Here is a 21,057-nt window from a genome sequence, read left to right on the forward strand (position 1 = left end):
ATCATCGCGCCATGACTCGTACGCCGCATGACGCCGATACGCCCTCCGCCGCCGCGCAGGCGACGCCGATCGTCGAATCGGGGCCTGAATTCGAGAAAGCGCGCGCAAAGGCGGAAAAGGCCATGCGGCTGGCCTCCGCCCTTCGCGCCAACCTGCGACGCCGCAAGGCGCCCGCGCGGACGCCTGCTGCGCCGCGCGACAGCAACTGAAAGTCATCGGCTCGCGATCACGCAGCCCTTTGGCAAGCGCCCATCGGCTTGCTAGAGAACCTTCCCCCCGAGGCGTTGGCATCGGGCGCGCTTAAGGACGTCATGGACAGCATCGCCATTCAGGGCGGCGCCCAGCTTTTCGGGGACATTCCCGTCAGCGGCGCCAAGAACTCCGCCATCAAGCTGATGGCCGCCTCGATCCTGACGGATCAGCCCTTGCTGCTGACCAATATGCCGCGTCTGGCCGACACCCGGTTCCTGGGTCAGTTGCTGCGCCAATTCGGCATCGAAGTGACCGAGCGTGACGGGGCGGACGGGCAGGAGAGCCTGTTTCATGCCAAGGACCTGACCTCGACCTTCGCCCCCTATGATCTGGTGCGCCAGATGCGGGCCTCGTTCAATGTGCTGGGGCCTTTGCTGGCGCGCACCGGCGAGGCCAAGGTCTCGCTGCCGGGCGGCTGCACCATCGGCGCGCGTCCCGTCGATCTTCACCTGCAGGCGCTGACGGCGCTGGGCGCCGAGATCGAGCTGGACGAAGGCTATGTCACTGCTCGCGCGCCCAAGGGCTTGAAGGGCGCCGAGATCGAGTTTCCTTTCGTTTCGGTCGGCGCCACCGAACATGCGCTTCTGGCCGCCGTGCTGGCTGAAGGCACGACCGTCCTTCGCCGTGCGGCGCGCGAACCCGAGATCGGCGATCTGGCCCACTGTCTGACGGCCATGGGCGCCAGGATCGAGGGAATCGACACCGACGTCCTGACCATCACCGGCGTCTCGTCGCTGAACGGGACGACCTGGTCGGTGATTCCCGACCGAATCGAGATGGGCTCCTACGCCGTCGCCGCCGCCATGGCGGGCGGCGAGGTGCGCCTGACCAAGGCGCGGGCCGAATTGATTGGTTCGCTGACCGACAAGATGGTCGAGGCGGGCGTTGAGGTGTCGCCGACCGCCGACGGCGTGCTTATCAAGCGCGACCCGAAGCAGCGACTGAAGGCTGTGGATGTCGAGACGGCCATCTATCCGGGCTTCGCCACCGATCTTCAGGCCCAGTTCATGGCGCTGATGACGACGGCGGAGGGCGTCAGCACGGTTCGCGAGACGATCTTCGAAAACCGCTTCATGCATGTGCCGGAGTTGGCGCGACTGGGCGCCGACATTTCGGTTCATGCCGGAGAGGCGCACGTCACCGGCGTCGAGGTTCTGCACGGCGCCCAGGTGATGGCGACGGATCTCCGGGCCTCGATGTGCCTGGTCATCGCGGGCCTTGTCGCGGAGGGCGAAACGACGGTCGGACGCGTCTATCATCTGGATCGCGGTTTCGAGCGTTTGGAAGAAAAGCTCGGCGCATGCGGAGCCGACATCCGCCGCATAAAGGGAACAGGTGATGAGCACTGAGATCGACGGCGTCATCCCCGAAGCCAAGGCGCCGGTCGAACCGCTGCGTCTGCTGGCCGAGGATGCCGACGATCTTCAGATCATCTCCGCCGCGCTCCAGGACGCCATCCTGCGTCCCCTCGATATCGTCTGGGAAAAGGCGGCCCGAACCCTGACCATCGCCTTCAGCCGCTTCTGCTGGGAGTGCGGCGGGACACGGGTGATGTGCGCCATGCAGTTCGGCGACGTTCTGGCGGTCAAGAGCCGCCGCCTGTCGCGAAGCCCCGACGCCTCGCTCGAACTGCTCGCGCTCGACTTCATTCCCACCGAGGATCTGAGCGGGCGCGTCATCCTGATGTTCGCCGGCGGCGGTGATTTGCGAATCGACGTGGAATGTCTGGACGCCGTGGTCACGGACATCTCCGACCGCTGGCCTGCACGGATCGCGCCGACCCACCTGGACACGCCCGAACTGGACGAAGGGACTGCGGCATGAGCGCCGATCACAAGCTGGCCTCAGTCGAACTGGACGCCGCGACCCTGCCGGCGGCGACGGCCGAGATCGAGCACGAGCGTCGCGTCGCCATCTTCGATCTGGTCGAGAAAAACAGTTTCGAGCCCGTCGGCGCCGAGGGCGGACCCTACCGGCTGAAGCTGTCGCTTCAGGACAATCGTCTGGTGTTCGACATCGACGGCGAGAACTTCACGCGCACCTACGCCATTAGCCTGACGCCGCTGAAGGGCGTGATCAAAGACTATCTGATGATCTGCGACAGCTACTATGAGGCTCTGCGCGGATCCTCGGCCAGCCAGATCGAATCGGTCGATATGGGCCGTCGCGGCCTGCACAACGAAGGGGCCGAGCAGCTGAAGACGCGGTTGGACGGCAAGATCGTGGTCGATCACGAGACGTCACGGCGCCTGTTTACATTGCTCTGCGCCCTCTACCGTCGCGGCTGACCTCGACTATCTCTGTGTTTTCGGGCATTAGGCCCGTCCATTCCGCCCCTCGCGCCCGCCCGGCGTGGGGTCGAACGCATATTCAACGGGCGTGAGAGGCCGCATGGCTAAGGAAGAACTGCTCGAGTTTCCCGGCACCGTCAGCGAACTGCTGCCGAACGCCACCTTCCGCGTGACGCTCGAGAACGACCACGAGATCATCGCCCACACCGCCGGCAAGATGCGCAAGAACCGCATCCGCGTTCTGGCCGGCGACAAGGTGCTGGTCGAAATGACCCCCTACGACCTGACCAAGGGTCGCATCACCTATCGCTTCAAGTAAGTGGCTGCGGGTCGCCCCGAACTGGTGCTGGCTTCGGCCAGCCCGCGCCGCATCGAACTGCTGGCGCAGGTAGGGATCACACCCGACCATATCGATCCCGCCGACATCGACGAAACGCCTCTGAAGGGCGAGACCCCGCCGCGTCTGGCCGAACGGCTCGCCACCTCGAAAGCCCAGGTCGTCGCAGAACGCCGTCCCGACGCGGTCGTCATCGCCGCCGATACGGTTGTCGCTGTCGGGCGTCGTTTTCTGGAAAAGGCGGCGGACGAGGCCGAGGCGACGCGCTTTCTGAAACTGCTGTCCGGCCGCAATCACCGCGTCTTCACCGGCGTTGCCGTCTGGCGCGACGGAAAGATATCGTCCCGCGTCAACGAAACCCGCGTGACCTTCAAACCCTTGTCCGATCACGAGATCGCCGCCTACGTCGCCACGGGCGACTGGCGCGGCAAGGCCGGGGGCTATGGCATCCAGGGCCCTGCGGCCGCCTTCATCCAGCGCATCGTCGGCAGCCATCCGTCTGTGATGGGCCTGCCCGTCTATGAGGCCGTCCAGCTTCTGCACGGCGTCGGCTGGCGTTCATGAGCGGTGCAGTCGAGGTCTTCCTCGACGAGACGCCTGGCGAGACGCGTGGCGCCATCATGCGCGACGGCCGCTACACCCATCTTCTGATCCACCGCGACGATGATGTGGCGCAGACCCGGCTCGGCGCCCGCTCGGTGGGGCGTGTCATCGAGGTGAATCCCGGCTTGCGCGGCGCCTTCGTCGATATCGCCGCGCCGGCCGCCGCCTTTCTGCCGTTCCCGAGAAACGACCGTCTTATCCAAGGCCAGCGGCTGGAAGTCGTCGTCACCGCCGAACCTCGTGCCGGAAAAGGGGCGGCAGTTCGGTATGTAGGACCGGGGGAGGGGACGCCCCGCCTGATTCAGCCCGCACCCAGCATCGCCGAACAGTTGCGCGATCTCGCGCCCGGCGAGGAATCAGTCGCCGGCATCGCCGCCATCGACGCCGTGGTCGAGGCGGAGGAGGAGGCTCTGGCTCAATCGATTGTTTTCGCCTCGCACGGAATCGATCTCGCCATCGAACGCACCCGCGCCCTCGTGGCTGTGGACATCGACTTCGCCTCTACGCCCGGTCGTGATCCGAAACAGGCAAGGGCGGCTGCGAATCGCGAGGGGTTGAAACAGGCGGCGCGGCTGATAGGCCTGCGGAACTGGGGCGGCCTGGTCGTCATCGACATGGTCGGGGACGGTACGGACGCCGAGGCGCCGTCCAAGATCGTGCGGGCCGCGTTCGGTCACGAACCCCAGGCCGTCTTAGGACCCGTCAGTCGGTTCGGCCTGTTGCAGATGTCGCTTCCCTGGCGCCGTACGCCGATCGAGGAGGTTCTGCTCGGCGCCAGCGGACGCCCGTCCGTTCAAGCGCGGGCCTTGTCTGTCGTGCGCGCTTTGCGGCGGCAGCTTCTGGCCGATACCCTGTCGCCGCGCATCATCGCGCGTTGCGCGCCGGAAGAAGCTCTGATTGCCCATCCGTTGGCGGCTCGTCTGGGACCGCGAGCGGTGATCCAGGCCGATCCCGCGATCCCGGCTGGGCGCGGACGAATAGAAGAGGGTTGAGCCGTGGCTTCCTGTCCCATCTGCCGCAAGGCCGACGCCGATCCTAAGTACAAGCCCTTCTGCTCACGCCGCTGTTCCGACGTCGATCTGCAGCGCTGGTTCACAGGCGGCTACGCCATTCCGGTCGCCTTGGACGAGGGCGCGGAAGATGATGACGAAAAGGACTGATTGGGCGCTGGACAGGCGGAAAAGCCTCCCCTATAGACCCGCCTCTCGCGACGCCGCGTCGGCGCCTGGATAGCTCAGCTGGTAGAGCAGCGGATTGAAAATCCGCGTGTCGGTGGTTCGAACCCGCCTCCAGGCACCATCTTTTCTTGCCCCACAAAAATCGATTGCACCGGCGCATTATCTTGCGCTGCGGCCTTTGCGCCGTCCTTGGCTTTCAGGCGGCTTGCAGCGATCAGCCCTACATTTGCTGTATTGGGAAATGATCGCGCTCAGGATGGCCGTTTTGAACAAACTTGCTTCATCTGACGTCAGATCATCATCAAAATGTCGCACGGCTGCACTCTAATGCGCCGGTTGGTGGAACTTTTCTCCATGTCTCTCGACGGGTTAAAAGCCCCTCTTGTCCCTTGACGCTCCGGTAAGGGTTCGTCAAAGGGTTGAGGCGCCTTCGCAAGAAGACGTTAATGCGGATCGCCGGAGACGTGTCTCCGAAGGTTCGACCAGCGGAGACGAGACGGGCGACCGGTTCGATCTCCACCGAAGATTTCAGCGGGCTCTGATCCTCGAAAGGACGGGCGCGTTGAAGGAAACATTTCAGGTTGGGGGGCGGTCGCTGACTATGGCCGCACCTTTGGTTCCACGAGTCAGACCAAGCAGGAACTGGCGAATTATGCTGAACAGCAAAAAGACGAATATCCTTCTCGCCATGGCCGGCGCCGCCGCGCTGATGGCGAGCTCGCCGGTCCTGGCCCAGGCCCCGGCCGAGCCCACCCCGGCCGCCTCGACTGCGGCTCCCGCAGCCGCCGCTCCGGCTGCCGGCGAAGCTGATCCCGCAACGGTGAACGACGCCGTCGGCGGCGGTCACGGCGACATCACCCCGATCTCCATGTTCATGGAAGCCACGGTCGTCGTTAAGGTCGTCATGGCCGGCCTGCTGCTGGCCTCGATCCTGTCGTGGACCCTGCTGCTCATCAAGCTGTTCGAGTTCGGCGCTCTGAACCGCAAGACCGACAACTTCCTCGAGAACTTCCGCGGCGCCCGCACCATCGCTGACATGCGCGCTGTCTCGACTCAGGAAGAGTTCGACGGCAACCCGCTGGCCGACATGGCCGCCGCCGCCACCGAGGAAATCGAACTGTCGCGTCAATCGGGTCTGTCGGTCACCGGCGATCACCTCGACTCGGCCATGGCCCGCGCTCAGTCGGCTGTCGCCGCCGTGCAATCCGGTCTGGCCCTGCGCCTGTCGGGCGGCCAGCAGTTCCTGGCGTCGGTCGGCTCGATCGGTCCGTTCGTCGGTCTGTTCGGCACCGTTTACGGCATCATGAACTCCTTCATCGGCATCGCCCAGTCGAACACCACCAACCTGGCCGTCGTGGCTCCGGGTATCGCTGAGGCTCTGCTGGCCACCGGTATCGGTCTGTTCGCCGCTATCCCGGCCGTTGTGTTCTACAACTACTTCAACACCCGCATCGCTGCTTACGGCACGCGCGCCGACGGCTTCGCCGCTGAGCTGCTGAACGGCATCTCGCGTCAGCTCGACAAGGGGGCGTAAGACGGATGGCCGCCAAGATTAAATCGGGCGGCGCTGGCAACCTGCCTCAGGCCAACAGTGATATCAACGTTACGCCTTTCGTTGATATCATGCTGGTCTTGCTCATCATCTTCATGGTGGCGGCTCCGCTAGCCTCCGTGTCGGTGCCTGTTGAGTTGCCAATCGCCGTCGCCAAGGCGGCCCCGAACCCGCCAAAGCCGGTCTATATTTCGATCCAGAATGACGGCGACGTCTATGTGGGCGATTTCCGGACCGACGTCGGTGCCCTGGGTGAAGATCTGAAGAAACAGATCGGATCCCGGAACCCGGCCGATGAGCGGATCTTCATTCGGGGCGACCAGAATACCCGTTACGGCGACTTCATGCAGGTCATGAATGCGCTGCAGGATAACGGCTTCTATAGCGTTGCGCTGGTCGGCGAAGACCAGGCGACGAGTTAGGATGCGGAGATAGTATGACAGACGTCGAATATCATCGCAGTCGCTACGACGTACCCAAGAAAAAGGGCTTCATGGGGGTGTCCTACCCCGTGCTGATCGTCTGCCTGATGGTGGTCAGCATCTTGTTCGCGTTGCTGATCTTCTTTGTTCAGCAGTCCAAGTTCAAGCTGAAGGAGTTCAACTACGTCGACGAGTCCGTCGAGGTCGAGTTGGTCGAGCCGGTTCCGCCGCCTCCGCCGCCTCCGCCGCCGCCGCCTCCGCCGACGGATACGCCTCCGCCGCCGAAGCTTCAGGTGCGCGTGCCGGCTCCGGTCCCGAACATCGTCCCCCCTCCGCCGGTCAATATCACGCCGACGAAGAAGGAAGATCGGGTTGAATATACGGGTCCGCCCGTCAATATTCCTGGACCTCCGCCGCCACCCGCGCCTCCGGCTCCGCCGCGTCCGTCGACGATCACGAACGTTCAGTGGTCGCGCCAACCGCGTCCGACGGCTGATGACTTCCCGGCGCGTGCGCTGGAGCGTGAAATCAGCGGTTCGGCTACGGTCGAGTGCACGGCGCGCTCCAACGGATCTCCGGCCAACTGCCGCGTGGTGTCCGAAGAGCCTGCTGGAATGGGCTTCGGCCGCGCCGCCATTCGGGTGGTTCAGCGTGGACAACTGTCCCCGCGGACCGTCGATGGCGCCGCCCAAGACGCGACCTTCCGCGTCCGGGTGCCCTTCACCCTCGGGTGATCGTCACGGCAACAGACAAGACGCCTCGGAGACCAATCTCCGGGGCGTTTTCGTTTGGGCTGTCACTTGCGAAATCTCCTGACGAAATGTGAGGAAGGCGCTTGATCGCCTGCCGCAGGCCCGGTAGAGAACGCGCCTCGCCATGAGCGGGCCGCCTTAGCTCAGTTGGTTAGAGCGCCGGTTTGTGGAACCGGAGGTCCTCAGTTCAAGCCTGAGAGGCGGTACCATCGCAAAGCACGGCCGGGCTTGCAGCCCGCCGTCGCCGCGACCATCTCCTGATCGTCGGCCGTCCTATCTGTTTTTAGGCCGATCCCACATCGACAGGAGAAGGCCCCCATGAAGACGCGCAAGCTGGGTGCGAACGGCCCCGAGGTTTCGGCTATCGGCCTGGGCTGCATGGGCATGAGCGCCTTCTACGGCGGTGCCGACGAGGCCCAGTCCATCTCCGTCATTCATCGCGCGCTCGATATGGGCATTACCCTGTTCGACACTGCCGAGATGTACGGTCCTCACACCAACGAGGTGCTGGTCGGCAAGGCGCTGAAGGACCGGCGCGACCAAGCCTTCATCGCCACCAAATTCGGCATCAACTACAACGCCGACCGCACCAAGCTGATGACCAACGGCAGCCCGGCCAATGTGCGGCGCGCCATCGAGGGCAGCCTGCAACGCTTGGGCGTCGATCACGTCGATCTCTATTATCTGCACCGCGTCGATCCGGACACGCCGATCGAGGACACGGTCGGAGCGATGGCGGAACTGGTGAAGGAGGGCAAGGTCCGCTTCCTGGGTCTGTCCGAGGCCGCGGCGGACACCCTGCGTAAGGCGCATGCGACCCATCCGATCACGGCGCTGCAGACGGAATATTCGCTGTGGAGCCGCGAGCCGGAGGACGAACTGTTTGCAGTCGTGCGCGAACTGGGCATCGGCTTCGTGCCCTACAGCCCGCTGGGCCGCGGCTTCCTGTCGGGCGACATCACCTCGATCGATGACCTGGACGCAGACGATTTCCGCCGCACCAATCCGCGCTTCATGGGCGAGAACTTCCAGAAGAACCTGGATCTGGTCGAGGCCGTGAAGGCCATTGCGTCGGATAAGGGCATAACCGCCGCTCAACTGGCCCTGGCCTGGGTGCTGGCGCAGGGCGAGGATCTGATCCCGATCCCCGGCACGCGCCGTATCGCCACTCTTGAGCAGAACGCGGCGGCCGTGGACATCGTTCTGACGCCTGAGGATCTCGCCCGGATCGAGGCCGTCTTCCCCAAGGGCGCAGCGACAGGGCATCGCTACGCCGAGGCGGCGCGGGCGGCGCTGAATCGCTGAGCCACAAGCCAAATGAAAAAGGCCCGGTCGGATCGCTCCGGCCGGGCCTTTCGTATGTGGGACGTCCTGATCCTACTGGATGCGGGTCCAGGTCTGGGTCTTGCAGAGCGGAGGCACGATGCAGCCGCGCAGACGCAGGCTGTTGTCGTTTGTCATGGTGATGGTGCCGCGATAGGTGCCGCCGTCGGCCGGGTTGTAGACCGAGCCGTTGCGCCATTCCGTCGGACCGCCGGTGAAGCCGGTCAGCATGGGCAGATTGCGCAGGGTGCGGTTCCGCAGCGAGGCGTCGCGATTGTTGGCGTCGCGCGCATTGGCGTCGCGGCGAATGTGGTCCGAGGTCACCAGCGTGCCGCACAACGCCTGCCCGCAGCGCGCGATCCGCACCTGACCGCCATTGGTCGGCGTCTGCCACAGGCCCGTCGGGTCGCCCGCCAGGGCCGGAGAGGCGAGGGCGCCCGCCAGGGTCGCTGCGGCCAGCATGATCTTGATCTTCATAGTCGTTCCCTTTCGTCGGGTCGGTCGCACCGCCCGTTAGAGCGGACGTTGATCGCGGTTTCGGTTGAAAACAAGGCCAAAACCCCGGCGATCGGCAACGAAAACCGACCCTTAGGTCAACTTCAGCCGCCGATCAGGGCCAGCCATTCGTCCTCGGTCAGCACCTGGACGCCATGTTTTTCAGCGTCCTTGAGCTTGGAGCCGGCTCCAGGGCCGGCGACGAGGTAGTCGGTCTTTTTCGACACCGAACCCGACACCTTGGCGCCCAGGCTTTCGGCGCGGGCCTTGGCCTCGTCGCGGGTGAAGCGCTCCAGGGCGCCGGTGAAGACGACGGTCTTGCCCGCGACCGCCGTGTCGGACTTGGGGCGTTCGGCGTCGAGGATTTGGGTCAGTTCGGCCTCCAGAGCCTCCACGACCCTTAGATTGTGCGGCTCGTGGAAGAAGTGGGCCAGGGCCTCGGCTGCGACGGGGCCGACGCCGGTGACGCCGGCGATCTGGTTCAGGATTTCGGACGGGCCGTCCTCGCGCGCGACGCGGGCCAGTTCGACCAGGCCGGACCAGTCGTTCGCCATCGTCGCCAGAGACCGGCGGGCCGGAGCGGCCATGCCGGGGAAGGCCTGGCTGATCTTCATGTCCATCGTCGCCTCGGGCCAGGGATCTACGGGGGGGGGCGCGGCCTCGGCCATCAGGGTCAGGACGCGGGGCGATATGGCGTGGGCGGCGGCCAGGTCGGTCCAGGCGTCGGACGGCACGCCCGAGGCGGCTTGGAGGCAGGCGGCCTTCAGCGCGGACCAGCTCTCGAAGGCGCGGGCCAGAACGATGGATGTCTGTTCGCCAATATCGCGGATTCCGAGACCAAATACGAATCGGTCCAGCGAAATGATGCGACGAGCGTCGATGCCGGCGACCAGGTTGCGGATGCTGGTCTCGCCATAACCATCGTCTCGCTCCAGTTCCTTCAGCCGCGTCTCGTCGCGCGCCAGTCGGAAGATGTCGGCCGGCTCCTTGATCCAGCCCCGCGCATGGAAGGCGACCAGCTGCTTTTCGCCCAATCCTTCGATGTCAAAGGCGCGGCGGCCGACGAAATGCTTCAGTCGTTCGACGATCTGGGCGTCGCAGATCAGGCCGCCGGTGCAGCGGCGCTTGACCTCGTCGCCCTCGCGCACGGCTTCCGAGCCGCAGACGGGGCAGTGTTCAGGGAAGACATAGGGGGCGGCGTCGGCGGGACGTAGCTCCGGGACCACGCCCAGGATCTGCGGGATGACGTCGCCGGCGCGTTGCAGGCGGACGGTGTCGCCGATGCGCACATCCAGACGCTCGATCTCGTCTTCATTGTGCAGGGTGGCGTTGCGCACCACCACGCCTCCGACGGTAACGGGGTGCAGGCGGGCGACGGGGGTCAGGGAGCCGGTGCGGCCGACCTGGATGTCGATGCCTTCCAGCACAGTGGTCGCCTGCTGCGCCGGGAATTTGTGGGCGATGGCCCAGCGAGGGCTGCGGGCGACGAAGCCCAGGCGGCGTTGCCAGTCGATGCGATCGACTTTGTAGACTACGCCGTCGATGTCATAGCCCAGGGTCGCGCGGTCGCGTTCCAGTTCGCGATAGGCGGCGATCAGGCCCTCGGCGCCCTCGACCCGGCGCGAGCGGGCGTTGACGGGGAAGCCCCAGGCCTTGAGCTTTTGCAGGGCTTCCCACTGGGTCTCAGCGAAGTCGCTGGAGTGTTCGCCCCAAGCGTAGGCGAAGAAGTTCAGCGGGCGTTTGGCGGTGATCCGGGCGTCCTTCTGGCGCAGAGAGCCGGCGGCGAAGTTGCGGGGGTTGGCATAGGTGCGGCGGCCTTCCGCCTCGGCGGCGGCGTTGAAGGCGGCGAAGGCGTCGTTGGGCGCATAGACTTCGCCACGCACCTCGATCCGGTCGGGCCAGTCGACGCCGGCCAAAGTCTGTTGCACATCGGCGATGGTGTTCAGATTGGCGGTGACGTCCTCGCCCGCGCGGCCGTCGCCGCGCGTGGCGCCGATCGTCAGCTTGCCGTCGACGTAAAGAAGGTTGGCGGACAGGCCGTCGATCTTGGGCTCGGCGACGAAGGCGATGGGTTCGTCGGCCGGCAGTTTCAGGAAACGGGCGATCCGGGCCACGAAGTCGCGCACCTCGCCCTCGTCGAAGGCGTTGTCTAGCGACAGCATGGGCACGCCGTGGCGCACCTCGGCGAACTGGGTTGAGGCGGCGGCGCCGACCTTGTTCGACGGCGAGTCAGAGCGGACCAAATCGGGGAAGGCGGTTTCGATCGCCAGGTTGCGCGCACGCAGGGCGTCGTATTCCGCGTCGGAAATCTCGGGCGTCGCCTCGTTGTACAGCGCGTCGTGACGGGCCATTTCGGCGGCCAGCCAGGCCAAGGCCTCGGCAGCCGTCTCGGCGGTAAGGTCGTCGACGGGGACTTCGAGAGGAATCGCGTTGGCCATGGTCGTCGTCATATCATCTGACGCGCCGCGCGTGCATCGCGCATAGCCGATGATGACAGAACCGTAGGCTGACGCGCTGTCCGCTCTTCGCTAGGTTCGCGCGTCCCTATCGGAGCCTGTATGACTCGTTCGACCCTCTGCCTCTTCGTCGCTGGCGCCGCCCTGATCGTCAGCGGTTGCGCCGCTGTTCCCGCAACAGTGTCGAGTGCGCCGAGCGCCGTTGCGCCGGTTTCCGGCCAACTGCTGGAGGACGTTCGCATCCTGTCCGCCGACGACATGCAGGGCCGCGACACGGGCTCAGAAGGCGGCGAGCGGGCGCGCGCGTACATCGTCTCGCGGCTGGAGGCCATGGGCGTTCAGCCGCCGCCGTTCGGGCGTTTGCAGCGGTTCGAGACGCCGGGCCGCACGAGAGAAGGCGTCAAGACCTTCAGCGGCGTCAACATCGTCGGCCTGATCCCCGGAACCCGTGTCGCAGACCGCTATATCGTGGTGACGGCCCATTACGACCATGTCGGCGTCAATGACGGTCAGATCTTCCACGGCGCGGACGACAACGCCTCGGGCGTGGCGACGATGCTGGAGCTGGCGGCGCGGCTTAAAGCCCAACCGCCGGAACACAGCGTGCTGATCGTTGCGCTGGATGGCGAGGAGCGGGGGCTGCTGGGCGCTCGCGAGTTCGTCAAGGCGCCGCCGGTGCCCCTGTCGTCACTGAGCCTTAACCTGAACTTCGATATGACGGCGCGGGCGGAAACGGATGGCCATCTGTGGGTCACCGGGACCTATCAGCATCCGACTCTGCGCCCCGTGCTGGAGTCCGTTGCGCAGAACGGAGAGGTGTCCTTCGCCTTCGGCAAGGATACCCCGCAAGATACGGGCGAGAACAACTGGGTCGACGCCTCCGATCATGGCGCCTTTCACGAGGCGGGCGTGCCCTTCCTGTACATGGGCGTCGATTATCATCCCGATTATCACCGACCGAGCGACACCTTCGACCGGATCACGCCGTCGGTCTTCACCAGTGCGACCGAAATCGCCATCGCCGGGTTCCGCGCCTTGGATCAGGCGCTTGATCGATGAGATCTTCATGGGTGATCGTCGCGGTCATGGCCGTGCTGAGCCTGGCCGCATGCGAGCGGCGCGACGCTGCGACACCGACGTCGACGCCGGAAGCGACGTTCCAGCATCGTCTGAGCGGCGATATCTCGGGCGACTATCGCCCGACAGGTGAAGGGGAGATGCAGCCCGTGGCATCGCTGTTCATCGGACAGGATGAGGCCTTCGCCGCCTGGGAAGGCGGGTCCCGCGCTTCGCCGCCGCTGATCCTGTCGCTGACCGGGCCGCAAGGCGAGGCAAGGGTCTTGCCGGACGCGTATGTCGTCACCGACGATCGGATCCAGATGCGCGGGTCTGCGCCTGGCATGGGCCCGGTCGAGTTGTCGGCGCGGATTGACCAGGGCGCTTTGGCGACGGCGCGGCGCAATCTCGGAGATCAGACGCCTGTCGTCACCGGGACGGTTTCGGTGACCGGCCGTCGCACGCCATTCACGCTGAGTTGGTGGGGCGGAGACTGATCTAAGCAATCTGTGCAGGCGACGCGCGAAGATTGCCAACCGCGCAATCCCAAGTCATGGTGACGCTTGGGGGCGCTGAATGTCGATATCGGAATTGGCCGGCTGCGATGTGACGTCGACACGCGGCGTCGGTGCCTCTCGGCGCCATCTCCGTCTAGACCCGACCCGCGCCATGGATATCGCATTTGCCCTGATAGGCTTGCTTCTGACCTGGCCGCTCTTCGTTTTTATCGCCCTGGGCGTAACGGCGCAGGACGGAGGGGCCGCGATCTTTCGCCAGCAACGGATCGGGCGCGAAGGCCGAATGTTCGACTGTCTCAAGTTTCGCTCGATGAGGGTGGGCGCGGAGCAAGCCTTGCCCTCAGCCTCTGATCCGGAATGGCAGGCGATGCGAAAGCTGACGCACGATCCGCGCGTCACGTCGCTGGGCCGGCTGTTGCGAAGGTCCAGCCTGGATGAATTGCCGCAGCTCATCAATGTGTTGAGGGGCGAGATGTCGCTGGTCGGCCCCCGACCGATCGTGATCGATGAGGCGGCGCGATACGGGCGTCGACTAGCCGACTACTGCGCGGTGCGCCCGGGCCTGACGGGGTTGTGGCAGGTCTCGGGGCGCAACGCCGTGCCCTATCCGCGCCGCGTGGCGATGGATGTCTGGTTCGTCAGAAACCGCACCATCGGCGTCTATCTGGCCATCCTGGCGCGCACGGTTCCGGCGGTGCTGAGCCGCCGGGGCGTGTCCTAGGGAAGGCGCTTCTCAACGCCCTCGTCCGTGCCGATGATGGCCAGGTCGGCGAGATCCAGAAACAGCCCGTGCTCCACCACGCCGGTGATCAGTTTCAGGTCGTCGGCCAGACGGACCGGATCGTGGATGGCCTTGCAGCCCGCGTCATAGATCAGATTGCCGCCGTCGGTACGAACCAGGCCGCGATCGGCTTGACGCACGCGCGCCGGCTGGTTGATGTCGTGGTCGATCAGCACATCGGCGATGCGGTTGGCCGTCGTCTTGTGGCCAAAGGCGACGACCTCGATCGGCAGGGGGAAGGTTCCCAGCACAGGCACCACCTTGGCCGCGTCGGCGATGACGATGCAGCGGGCCGAGGCCTCCCACACCAGCTTCTCGCGCAGCAGGGCCGCGCCGCCGCCCTTGATCAGCGCCAGGCCAGGCCCGATTTCGTCGGCGCCGTCCACGGTCAGGTCGATGCGCGGCGTGTCCTCCAGCGTCGACAACGTCAGCCCGAGTTCGCGCGCGAGATCTGCAGTCTTCTCCGATGTCGGCACGCAGCGCAGGTCGGGCAGATTGCGCGCCGACAGCGCCTTGACGAACCAGGCGGCGGTCGAGCCGGTGCCAAGGCCGACGATCATGCCCGCCTCGACGTGGGCGGCGGCGGCCTCGCCGGCGTTTTTCTTCTGGAGGTCGCTCATTTGGATTTTGCAGCCTTCCTGGCCTTGGCTTCGACACGGAAGGCCGCGGCCGCTTCGGGTTTGACGGTCTGGCGCCCGCGGCCGAAGGCCATGGCGTCGGCGGGCACATCCTCGGTAATGACAGAGCCCGAGGCGATCAGGGCGCCGTCGCCGATGACCACCGGGGCCACGAGGCTGGAGTTCGATCCGACGAAGGCGCCGGCGCCGACCTGGGTCTGCGCCTTGTTGAAGCCATCGTAGTTGCAGAAGATCGTCCCTGCGCCGACATTGGCGCCGGCGCCGACCGACCCGTCGCCCAGATAAGCCAGGTGATTGGCCTTCGCGCCTTCCGCCATCCTCACGTTCTTGACCTCGACGAAGTTGCCGACCTTGACCCCGGTCGCCAGGTCCGCGCCGGGACGCAGGCGCGCATAGGGACCGACCTCGGCGCCGGCCGCGACCCGCGCGCCCTCGATATGGCTGAAGCTGCGAATGCGCGCGCCGCCCTCGATGACCGCACCAGGGCCGAAGACCACGAAGGGTTCGACGACGGTCCCGCCGCCGATCTGGGTGTCCCAGGCGAAATGAACGGTGTCGGGCGCCGCCATCGTCACGCCGGCCGCCAGGAAGGTGTCGCGTTGCACGCTCTGAAACAGGGTCTCGGCCTGGGCCAGCTCGGCCTGTGAGTTGACGCCCATCACCGCGTCCTCTGCGGCGAAGACGGCGCGGGTCGGGTGGCCGCCCTTCCGCGCCAGAGCGACGACATCCGTCAGATAGTATTCGCCCTTGGCGTTCTCGTTCTTCACGTCGGCCAGCAGCGAGAAGAGCAAGGCCGCCGGCGCGGCCATGACGCCCGAGTTGCAGGCGGTGATGGCGAGAATCTCGGCCGACGCCTCCTTGGCCTCCGTGATGGCGGTCAGGGTGTCGCCTTCGACGATCAGACGGCCGTAGGCGCCCGGATCGCGAGCCTCGAACCCGATGACGGTGACGCCGTCGGCATTAAAGACGGGCTCGATGTCGGCGGCCTTTAGCAACGGCACGTCGCCATAGGTGACGACCACCTCGCCGTCGAAGTCGGCCAGCGCCTGTTCGGCGGCGCGCACGGCGTGGCCGGTGCCGAGCGGCGGGTCTTGGACCGCAATGGCGGCCTCGCCCAGCCGTTTGACGACATGGGCCCGGACCTCCGGCGAGTGATTGCCGACCACGACCACGATACGTTCGCAGCCCAGGCCTTCCGCCGCATCTATGGCGTGGTCCAGCATGGCGCGGTGGGCGACCGGGTGCAGCACCTTGGGCAGCGGCGATTTCATCCGCGTGCCCTGGCCGGCGGCGAGAATGATGGCGGCGCGGGCGCGCGTCTGGCTGGTCATGAATCGTCTCGCAGTCTAGTCGTCCTGCGATCTAGCCCATCATGCGGGCCAGCGGGAGATGTGGATGAGCGATCGCGACCTGGAAGGCTGGACCATCGCCTTCGACCTTGACGGCACGCTGGTCGATTCCGCCCCGGACCTGATCGGCACGCTGAACCGGATGCTGGTCGAGGAGGGGCTGCCGCCCGTGCCGATGGAGTCCGCCTCGACCCTGATCGGATCGGGCGCGCGGGCGCTGCTGGTGCACGGCTTCGAAGCCGCCGGCGCGCCGGTCGAGCGGGCCAAGTCCGACGAACTGTTCGAGCGGTTCCTGGTCGATTACGCCGCCCATATCGCCGACGGCTCGCAGCCCTTTGAGGGTGTGGTCGAGACGCTGGAGCGACTCAGCGAGCGGGGCGCAATCCTGGTCGTAGCCACCAATAAGCGTTCGGACCTGTCGGAGCTGTTGTTGGGCAAGCTGGACCTGACCCGTTATTTCGCCGCCATTGTCGGCCCGGATCGGGTCAGCGCGCGCAAGCCCTCAGGCGCCCATCTGAAGGAGGCCGTGGTGATCGCGGGCGGCGATCCCGAACGGGCGATCATGGTGGGTGACGCTTCGCCGGACGCGGACGCCGCCAAAGACGCCGGCATACCCTGCATTCTGACGACCTTCGGCTTTACGCCGACGCCCGTCGAAGACCTGGGCGGGGACGTGCTGATCGATGCCTTCGAGGACGTCGAAGAGGCGATCGACGGCATCCTCTCCGACTTCTACGTGAGGCGGGCGTTGAAATTCTGAAGCCAGCCGACAGGAAATCTGTCGGCTGAATGATCGCTGCTGCGGTTGCGGATCGGCATGGCGATGGACAGATTGGCGCACCCCTGTTGAAAGTGCCGTCATGCTCGCTCGCTTTTTCAAGATTCCGCTATGGCAGCGGACCGCCGCCGGCTTCATCCTCGGCATCATCGCCGGGCTGATCCTGCGAGAGCGGGCGGAGACCTGGCTTCAGCCGATCGGCGACGTCTATCTGAACCTGATCCGCATGGTTGTGGCGCCGCTGGTGCTCTTCACCATTGCCAGCTCGATCGCCAAGCTGGGCGAGGGGGCGGGGGCCGTGCGGCTGGGGGTGCGGACCATCGTCTGGTTCGCCATCACGTCGTTGCTGGCGGTGCTGGTCGGTTTCGCCTTCGGCCACATCATCAATCCGGGCGTCGGCCTGTCCAACTTGCCGCTGGGCGAGGTCAAGGAACGGGTGATCCCGACTCCGTTGGAAGTCTTGATCGGCGTCGTGCCGACCAATCCGTTCGCCGCCCTGGCCGAAGGCAAGGTGCTGCAGATCATCTTCTTCTCGGCCTTGGTCGGCATGGCCCTGGTGGCGCTGGGCGACCGGGCGCAGGGCGTTCGGCGTCTGGTGGATGAGGGCGCGGCCGTCATCTTCCGCATCACCCGCTGGGTCATCCAGCTGACGCCCATCGGCGTGTTCGGCCTGATCGGATCGGTCGTCGGCGGCTATGGCTGGGAGGCGCTGCTGCCGCTGCTGAAGTTCATTCTCGCCATCTATGCCGCCTGCCTGTTCCACATCCTGATCGTCTATTCGGGCCTGTTGAAGATCCACGGCCTGAAGGTCACCAGCTTCTTCCGCGGCGCCTTCGCGGCCCAGCAGACCGCGTTTGCGACCTCCTCCTCGCTGGGGACGTTGCCGATCACCCTTCGCCAGACGGTCGAACGGCTGGGCGTGCCCCAGGCCTACGCCGCCTTCGCCGTGCCTTTGGGCGCCAATGTGAAGATGGACGGGTGCGGGGCCATCTATCCGGCCATCGCCTCGATCTTCATCGCCCAGTATTTCAAGATTGATCTGACGCTGACCCAGTACGTCCTGATCGGCCTGACGGCGGTGCTCGGGTCGCTGGGAACGGCCGGCGTGCCGGGGACCAGCATCGTCATGCTGACCCTGACCCTGTCGACCGCCGGCCTGCCGCTGGAAGGGATTGGCTATATCGTCGCCATCGATCGCATCATCGACATGATGCGCACCGCGACCAATGTGACCGGCCAAATGCTGGTGCCGGTGCTGGTCGCCAAGGAAGAGGGCATCCTCAACCAGGACATCTACAACGGTCACGTCGCCTGGCTGCCAGGCGACCCGGAAGCAGATACGCCCGAAGGCGTTCGCGCCGCCGGAATCTGAAACAGGCGCTTGCGCGGGGCCGGCGACCGGGCTATGTCGCCGCCTCCGCAAGGCAAGGACGCGTAGCTCAGCGGGAGAGCACCTCGTTCACACCGAGGGGGTCACAGGTTCAATCCCTGTCGCGTCCACCATCTCCAATCCAATTTGATCCGGGCCTTGCGTCGCCCAGTCCTTGGGCCACTCGCCCGTGACGGAACGGTAGGCGAGGGCCAATGCGCCGATAAGGCCGGCGGACACCCCCGCGGTCGGCTCCGCGATGTAGGTCTTCATATCCAGATCCCGCAGGCTCGCGTCATAGCCGCCGAGCTGTCTCACCAGCGCCTGTCTGACCAGATCGTACATGTGCGGCTGCATCACGCCGCCGCCGATGATGATTCGCTCCGGCCGCAGCGTGTAGGTCAGGTTGGTGCACAGACCGGCGATATACTCCGCCGCCATCGGCCAGGCCGGATGGTCGTGAGAAAACGTCTCGGCCGCCGCGCCACAGCGCGCTTGCAGCGCCGGCCCGCTCACCAGGCCTTCCAGGCAGTCGCCATGGAAGGGGCAGACGCCCGAGAAGGTCTCGTCGCCCTTGGCGCGGGGCAGCCGGATATGACCGGCTTCGGGATGGTTCGCCCCGCCATGCGGCGCGCCGTCGATCATCACCCCAACCCCCACGCCCGTGCCGACTGTGACGTAGCAGAAGCTCTCCAGTCCTTGCCCGCTGCCGAACAGGCGTTCGCCCACGGCCGCGCCGTTCACATCGGTGTCCAGCGTCATTGGAAGATCGAGACGGCGGCGCAGATGGACCAACAGGTTGACGTCGCTCCACCCGGGCTTGGGCGTGCTGGTGATGGCGCCGAAGTCCGGCGCGTCGGGCTTCAACGACAGAGGGCCGAAACTGACGATCGCCAGTGCAGAAAGCTGGCCGTGCCTCGACTGAGCGTCGACGAAAAAGGCCGCGACCGCATCGAGCGTCTCGTCGGGCGAAGTCGTCGGTATGCGGGTCTGGTCGATGATTACGCCGTCGGCGGTGGCGACGCCGCAGATGAACTTGGTGCCGCCGGCTTCGACACCGCCAAGGAGGATGGGTTGGGTCGACATGGGCGCCTGCCTTTCGGGTGCGACGAAGGTTCGCGGGACTGAACATCGAATAGGGCCAAGCGTTCAGACCCTATGACCCTTCTAGCCCGCCTGTTCATCGCCTTCGACGCCGCCGCCAAGATTCTGACGCGCAAGGAGAGACTGCTGTGAGCCGCTTTTGCATGGTGCTGGATTTGGCGATTGCGTCCGGCCCCATGCATCGCCACCTTCACCGCAAGATCAAGATTTGAGACGAGGACGCCGATGGCTCGCAAACCCAACTACAGCTTTGAGCGTCAGGAACGCGAGCGCGCCGCAGCGCTGAAGGCGGCCGAGAAGGCGGCGGCGAAGGCCGAACGCAAGGCTGAAGCTGCGGCGGAAAAGTCGCCTTCTTCGGAAGACTGACATTTCGCGGCAAAATCCGCCTGTCTTTTCGTTGTTTGAATAGGCGCGAAGCCCTATTCTTGCGCGATGACACGCTGGACCCCCGAAAGCTGGAGAACCAAGACCGCCCTGCACATGCCGGCGGACTATCCGGATCCCGCCGCCCTTGCGCGAGTGGAAGACGAGCTGCGCGCCTTGCCGCCGCTGGTCTTCGCCGGCGAAGCGCGGCGCCTGACGTCGAAGCTGGCGCAGGTCGAGCGGGGTGACGCCTTCCTGCTTCAGGGCGGCGACTGCGCCGAGAGCTTCAAGGAGTTCTCAACCGACAATATCCGCGACACCTTCCGCCTGATCCTTCAGATGGCGGTCGTCCTGACGTTCGCTGGGCGCAAGCCGGTGGTGAAGGTAGGGCGGATCGCCGGCCAGTTCGCCAAGCCCCGCTCGTCGCCATTGGAAGAGATCGACGGCGTCGAACTGCCCAGCTATCGCGGCGACATCATCAACGGCATGGGCTTCACGCCGGAGGAGCGCGCGCCTGATCCGCAACGTCTGATCCGCGCCTATAACCAGTCGGCCTCGACCCTGAACCTGCTGCGCGCCTTCGCCGGCGGCGGCTATGCCGACCTGTACAACATCCATCGCTGGACCCTGGGCTTCGCCGGAGACAACGCCGCCGGCGCCCAGTACCGCGAGCTGGCCGACAAGATCACCGAGGCCCTGGCCTTCATGGAGGCGGTCGGCGTCACGCCCGAGACTCATCCGGACCTCAGCCGGGTCGAGGTCTTCACCAGTCACGAGGCCCTGCTGCTGAACGTCGAAAGCGCCCTGACGCGTCTGGATGGCGGTTCGGGCGAATGGTTCGACACCTCGGCCCACATGCTGTGGATCGGCGAGCGCACGCGTCAGCTGGACGGCGCCCACGTCGAGTTCATGAAGGGGATCAAGAACCCCATCGGCGTGAAGTGCGGGCCGACCATGACCGCCGACGACCTGCTGCCGCTGATCGACGCGCTGAACCCGGACAATGTCTCGGGTCGTCTGACGCTAATCGGACGCTTCGGTCACGATAAGGTGGGTGAGCGCCTGCCCAAGCTGATGCGCGAAGTGAAGGCCTCGGGCCGCAAGGTCATCTGGTCCATCGACCCGATGCACGGCAATACGCTGAAGGCCGGCAACGGCTACAAGACCCGGCCGTTCGATCGGATCCTTGGCGAAGTGCGGACCTTCATCGACGTGGCCGAGGCGGAAGGCGTCCACCCCGGCGGCGTCCATCTGGAAATGACCGGCCAGAACGTTACCGAATGCATCGGCGGCGCTCAGGCGGTGACCGAGGATGACTTGTCCAACCGCTATCACACCCACTGCGACCCGCGCCTGAACGCGGACCAGGCGCTGGAGCTGGCCTTCCTGGTCGCGGAGCGGCTGAAGGCCGGGCGGGTGGCGCAGTCGGCGGCGGCCTAA

Annotated in this window: 24 protein-coding genes and 3 tRNA genes; 22 read left to right on the forward strand and 5 right to left on the reverse strand. The window is 65.7% G+C overall.

Annotated features, from left to right (window positions below):
• The 14 genes from RT123_RS11020 to RT123_RS11085 form a co-directional block, all read left to right on the forward strand.
• The coding region (locus RT123_RS11020; protein WP_313009175.1) for a hypothetical protein at positions 1–209 on the forward strand (209 nt) is incomplete at its 5' end.
• A 102-nt stretch (positions 210–311) separates the two neighbouring features.
• On the forward strand, positions 312–1,601 hold the full coding sequence (murA, locus tag RT123_RS11025; protein WP_039247350.1) for a UDP-N-acetylglucosamine 1-carboxyvinyltransferase: 1,290 nt from the start codon (positions 312–314) through the stop codon (positions 1,599–1,601).
• On the forward strand, positions 1,591–2,076 hold the full coding sequence (locus RT123_RS11030) for a DUF2948 family protein (protein WP_313009176.1): 486 nt from the start codon (positions 1,591–1,593) through the stop codon (positions 2,074–2,076). Before murA ends, RT123_RS11030 begins: the two co-directional genes overlap by 11 nt.
• Entirely contained in the window at positions 2,073–2,540 is a 468-nt protein-coding gene (locus RT123_RS11035; RefSeq protein WP_017505201.1) for a UPF0262 family protein, read from the forward strand. The genes RT123_RS11030 and RT123_RS11035 overlap by 4 nt, the downstream gene beginning before the upstream one ends.
• A 103-nt stretch (positions 2,541–2,643) precedes the next feature.
• Positions 2,644–2,862 carry a translation initiation factor IF-1 gene (infA, locus tag RT123_RS11040; protein WP_008261544.1) on the forward strand — a complete coding sequence of 73 codons (219 nt, stop codon included), beginning with the start codon at positions 2,644–2,646 and terminating at the stop codon, positions 2,860–2,862.
• Positions 2,863–3,444: a Maf family protein gene (locus tag RT123_RS11045; protein WP_313009177.1), complete on the forward strand. Its 582-nt coding sequence runs from the start codon at positions 2,863–2,865 to the stop codon at positions 3,442–3,444.
• Entirely contained in the window at positions 3,441–4,475 is a 1,035-nt protein-coding gene (locus RT123_RS11050) for a ribonuclease E/G (protein ID WP_313009179.1), read from the forward strand. Before RT123_RS11045 ends, RT123_RS11050 begins: the two co-directional genes overlap by 4 nt.
• 3 nt (positions 4,476–4,478) lie before the next feature.
• Positions 4,479–4,643, forward strand: coding sequence for a DNA gyrase inhibitor YacG (locus tag RT123_RS11055; RefSeq protein WP_082854100.1), 165 nt, complete (start codon positions 4,479–4,481; stop codon positions 4,641–4,643).
• A gap of 63 nt (positions 4,644–4,706) precedes the next feature.
• Positions 4,707–4,782, forward strand: a tRNA-Phe gene (locus RT123_RS11060).
• Between the two features lie 531 nt (positions 4,783–5,313).
• Positions 5,314–6,195, forward strand: a complete 882-nt coding sequence (locus tag RT123_RS11065; RefSeq protein WP_017505197.1) for a MotA/TolQ/ExbB proton channel family protein — start codon at positions 5,314–5,316, stop codon at positions 6,193–6,195.
• 5 nt (positions 6,196–6,200) lie between these two features.
• Positions 6,201–6,635: an ExbD/TolR family protein gene (locus RT123_RS11070; RefSeq protein WP_017505196.1), complete on the forward strand. Its 435-nt coding sequence runs from the start codon at positions 6,201–6,203 to the stop codon at positions 6,633–6,635.
• A 14-nt stretch (positions 6,636–6,649) separates the two neighbouring features.
• Positions 6,650–7,369, forward strand: a complete 720-nt coding sequence (locus tag RT123_RS11075; protein ID WP_017505195.1) for an energy transducer TonB — start codon at positions 6,650–6,652, stop codon at positions 7,367–7,369.
• 150 nt (positions 7,370–7,519) lie between these two features.
• Positions 7,520–7,596 (forward strand) — tRNA-His (locus RT123_RS11080).
• Between the two features lie 109 nt (positions 7,597–7,705).
• Entirely contained in the window at positions 7,706–8,692 is a 987-nt protein-coding gene (locus RT123_RS11085) for an aldo/keto reductase (protein ID WP_313009182.1), read from the forward strand.
• Between the two features lie 72 nt (positions 8,693–8,764).
• On the opposite strand, the gene RT123_RS11090 is transcribed toward RT123_RS11085, so the two are convergent.
• Entirely contained in the window at positions 8,765–9,187 is a 423-nt protein-coding gene (locus RT123_RS11090) for a DUF2147 domain-containing protein (RefSeq protein WP_313009183.1), read from the reverse strand.
• A gap of 122 nt (positions 9,188–9,309) precedes the next feature.
• Positions 9,310–11,643 carry an NAD-dependent DNA ligase LigA gene (ligA, locus tag RT123_RS11095; protein ID WP_313009184.1) on the reverse strand — a complete coding sequence of 778 codons (2,334 nt, stop codon included), beginning with the start codon at positions 11,641–11,643 and terminating at the stop codon, positions 9,310–9,312.
• A gap of 120 nt (positions 11,644–11,763) precedes the next feature.
• Between ligA and RT123_RS11100 the strand changes: the two genes are divergently transcribed.
• The 3 genes from RT123_RS11100 to RT123_RS11110 all read left to right on the forward strand — a co-directional run bounded on the left by RT123_RS11100 (position 11,764) and on the right by RT123_RS11110 (position 13,956).
• Positions 11,764–12,720 carry a M28 family peptidase gene (locus RT123_RS11100; RefSeq protein WP_313009185.1) on the forward strand — a complete coding sequence of 319 codons (957 nt, stop codon included), beginning with the start codon at positions 11,764–11,766 and terminating at the stop codon, positions 12,718–12,720.
• Positions 12,717–13,214, forward strand: coding sequence for a hypothetical protein (locus RT123_RS11105; RefSeq protein ID WP_313009186.1), 498 nt, complete (start codon positions 12,717–12,719; stop codon positions 13,212–13,214). Before RT123_RS11100 ends, RT123_RS11105 begins: the two co-directional genes overlap by 4 nt.
• A 172-nt stretch (positions 13,215–13,386) precedes the next feature.
• Positions 13,387–13,956 (forward strand): sugar transferase, encoded by a 570-nt coding sequence (locus RT123_RS11110; protein WP_313009199.1) that lies wholly within the window; start codon positions 13,387–13,389, stop codon positions 13,954–13,956.
• On the opposite strand, the gene rpiA is transcribed toward RT123_RS11110, so the two are convergent.
• Both rpiA and glmU read right to left on the reverse strand, forming a co-directional pair.
• Positions 13,953–14,636 (reverse strand): ribose-5-phosphate isomerase RpiA, encoded by a 684-nt coding sequence (gene rpiA, locus RT123_RS11115; RefSeq protein ID WP_313009187.1) that lies wholly within the window; start codon positions 14,634–14,636, stop codon positions 13,953–13,955. The genes RT123_RS11110 and rpiA overlap by 4 nt on opposite strands.
• Entirely contained in the window at positions 14,633–15,985 is a 1,353-nt protein-coding gene (gene glmU / locus RT123_RS11120) for a bifunctional UDP-N-acetylglucosamine diphosphorylase/glucosamine-1-phosphate N-acetyltransferase GlmU (protein WP_313009188.1), read from the reverse strand. The genes rpiA and glmU overlap by 4 nt, the downstream gene beginning before the upstream one ends.
• 58 nt (positions 15,986–16,043) lie before the next feature.
• On the opposite strand from glmU, the gene RT123_RS11125 reads away from it, so the two are divergent.
• The 3 genes from RT123_RS11125 to RT123_RS11135 all read left to right on the forward strand — a co-directional run bounded on the left by RT123_RS11125 (position 16,044) and on the right by RT123_RS11135 (position 18,284).
• Complete coding sequence (locus tag RT123_RS11125; protein ID WP_409514907.1) at positions 16,044–16,763, forward strand: HAD-IA family hydrolase; 720 nt, start codon at positions 16,044–16,046, stop codon at positions 16,761–16,763.
• A 100-nt stretch (positions 16,764–16,863) separates the two neighbouring features.
• Complete coding sequence (locus tag RT123_RS11130) at positions 16,864–18,153, forward strand: dicarboxylate/amino acid:cation symporter (RefSeq protein ID WP_055754891.1); 1,290 nt, start codon at positions 16,864–16,866, stop codon at positions 18,151–18,153.
• A gap of 56 nt (positions 18,154–18,209) precedes the next feature.
• Positions 18,210–18,284 (forward strand) — tRNA-Val (locus tag RT123_RS11135).
• On the opposite strand, the gene RT123_RS11140 is transcribed toward RT123_RS11135, so the two are convergent.
• A complete protein-coding gene (locus RT123_RS11140) occupies positions 18,241–19,236 on the reverse strand; it encodes an ROK family protein (protein WP_313009201.1) in 996 nt (331 codons plus the stop codon). The two genes, RT123_RS11135 and RT123_RS11140, sit on opposite strands and share 44 nt — an antisense overlap.
• A gap of 243 nt (positions 19,237–19,479) precedes the next feature.
• On the opposite strand from RT123_RS11140, the gene RT123_RS11145 reads away from it, so the two are divergent.
• On the forward strand, positions 19,480–19,620 hold the full coding sequence (locus RT123_RS11145) for a hypothetical protein (RefSeq protein WP_165116349.1): 141 nt from the start codon (positions 19,480–19,482) through the stop codon (positions 19,618–19,620).
• Positions 19,621–19,686: 66 nt separating this feature from the next.
• A complete protein-coding gene (locus tag RT123_RS11150) occupies positions 19,687–21,057 on the forward strand; it encodes a class II 3-deoxy-7-phosphoheptulonate synthase (RefSeq protein WP_153925671.1) in 1,371 nt (456 codons plus the stop codon).

Origin of the sequence: Brevundimonas vesicularis (assembly GCF_032067225.1) — a bacterium.
Lineage (GTDB): Bacteria > Pseudomonadota > Alphaproteobacteria > Caulobacterales > Caulobacteraceae > Brevundimonas > Brevundimonas vesicularis_F.

What these genes read in the sequence shown, in the direction of transcription:
- RT123_RS11105 (WP_313009186.1), top strand. Translation starts at nt 12,717, where the DNA reads ATGAGATCTTCATGGGTGATCGTCGCGGTCATGGCCGTGCTGAGCCTG.
- RT123_RS11050 (WP_313009179.1), top strand. Translation starts at nt 3,441, where the DNA reads ATGAGCGGTGCAGTCGAGGTCTTCCTCGACGAGACGCCTGGCGAGACG.
- RT123_RS11090 (WP_313009183.1), bottom strand. Translation starts at nt 9,187, where the DNA reads ATGAAGATCAAGATCATGCTGGCCGCAGCGACCCTGGCGGGCGCCCTC.
- RT123_RS11070 (WP_017505196.1), top strand. Translation starts at nt 6,201, where the DNA reads ATGGCCGCCAAGATTAAATCGGGCGGCGCTGGCAACCTGCCTCAGGCC.
- infA (WP_008261544.1), top strand. Translation starts at nt 2,644, where the DNA reads ATGGCTAAGGAAGAACTGCTCGAGTTTCCCGGCACCGTCAGCGAACTG.
- RT123_RS11140 (WP_313009201.1), bottom strand. Translation starts at nt 19,236, where the DNA reads ATGTCGACCCAACCCATCCTCCTTGGCGGTGTCGAAGCCGGCGGCACC.
- RT123_RS11130 (WP_055754891.1), top strand. Translation starts at nt 16,864, where the DNA reads ATGCTCGCTCGCTTTTTCAAGATTCCGCTATGGCAGCGGACCGCCGCC.
- RT123_RS11125 (WP_409514907.1), top strand. Translation starts at nt 16,044, where the DNA reads ATGTGGATGAGCGATCGCGACCTGGAAGGCTGGACCATCGCCTTCGAC.
- RT123_RS11035 (WP_017505201.1), top strand. Translation starts at nt 2,073, where the DNA reads ATGAGCGCCGATCACAAGCTGGCCTCAGTCGAACTGGACGCCGCGACC.
- ligA (WP_313009184.1), bottom strand. Translation starts at nt 11,643, where the DNA reads ATGGCCAACGCGATTCCTCTCGAAGTCCCCGTCGACGACCTTACCGCC.
- RT123_RS11110 (WP_313009199.1), top strand. Translation starts at nt 13,387, where the DNA reads ATGGATATCGCATTTGCCCTGATAGGCTTGCTTCTGACCTGGCCGCTC.
- RT123_RS11150 (WP_153925671.1), top strand. Translation starts at nt 19,687, where the DNA reads ATGACACGCTGGACCCCCGAAAGCTGGAGAACCAAGACCGCCCTGCAC.
- murA (WP_039247350.1), top strand. Translation starts at nt 312, where the DNA reads ATGGACAGCATCGCCATTCAGGGCGGCGCCCAGCTTTTCGGGGACATT.
- glmU (WP_313009188.1), bottom strand. Translation starts at nt 15,985, where the DNA reads ATGACCAGCCAGACGCGCGCCCGCGCCGCCATCATTCTCGCCGCCGGC.
- RT123_RS11100 (WP_313009185.1), top strand. Translation starts at nt 11,764, where the DNA reads ATGACTCGTTCGACCCTCTGCCTCTTCGTCGCTGGCGCCGCCCTGATC.
- RT123_RS11145 (WP_165116349.1), top strand. Translation starts at nt 19,480, where the DNA reads ATGGCTCGCAAACCCAACTACAGCTTTGAGCGTCAGGAACGCGAGCGC.
- RT123_RS11085 (WP_313009182.1), top strand. Translation starts at nt 7,706, where the DNA reads ATGAAGACGCGCAAGCTGGGTGCGAACGGCCCCGAGGTTTCGGCTATC.
- rpiA (WP_313009187.1), bottom strand. Translation starts at nt 14,636, where the DNA reads ATGAGCGACCTCCAGAAGAAAAACGCCGGCGAGGCCGCCGCCGCCCAC.
- RT123_RS11075 (WP_017505195.1), top strand. Translation starts at nt 6,650, where the DNA reads ATGACAGACGTCGAATATCATCGCAGTCGCTACGACGTACCCAAGAAA.
- RT123_RS11065 (WP_017505197.1), top strand. Translation starts at nt 5,314, where the DNA reads ATGCTGAACAGCAAAAAGACGAATATCCTTCTCGCCATGGCCGGCGCC.
- RT123_RS11030 (WP_313009176.1), top strand. Translation starts at nt 1,591, where the DNA reads ATGAGCACTGAGATCGACGGCGTCATCCCCGAAGCCAAGGCGCCGGTC.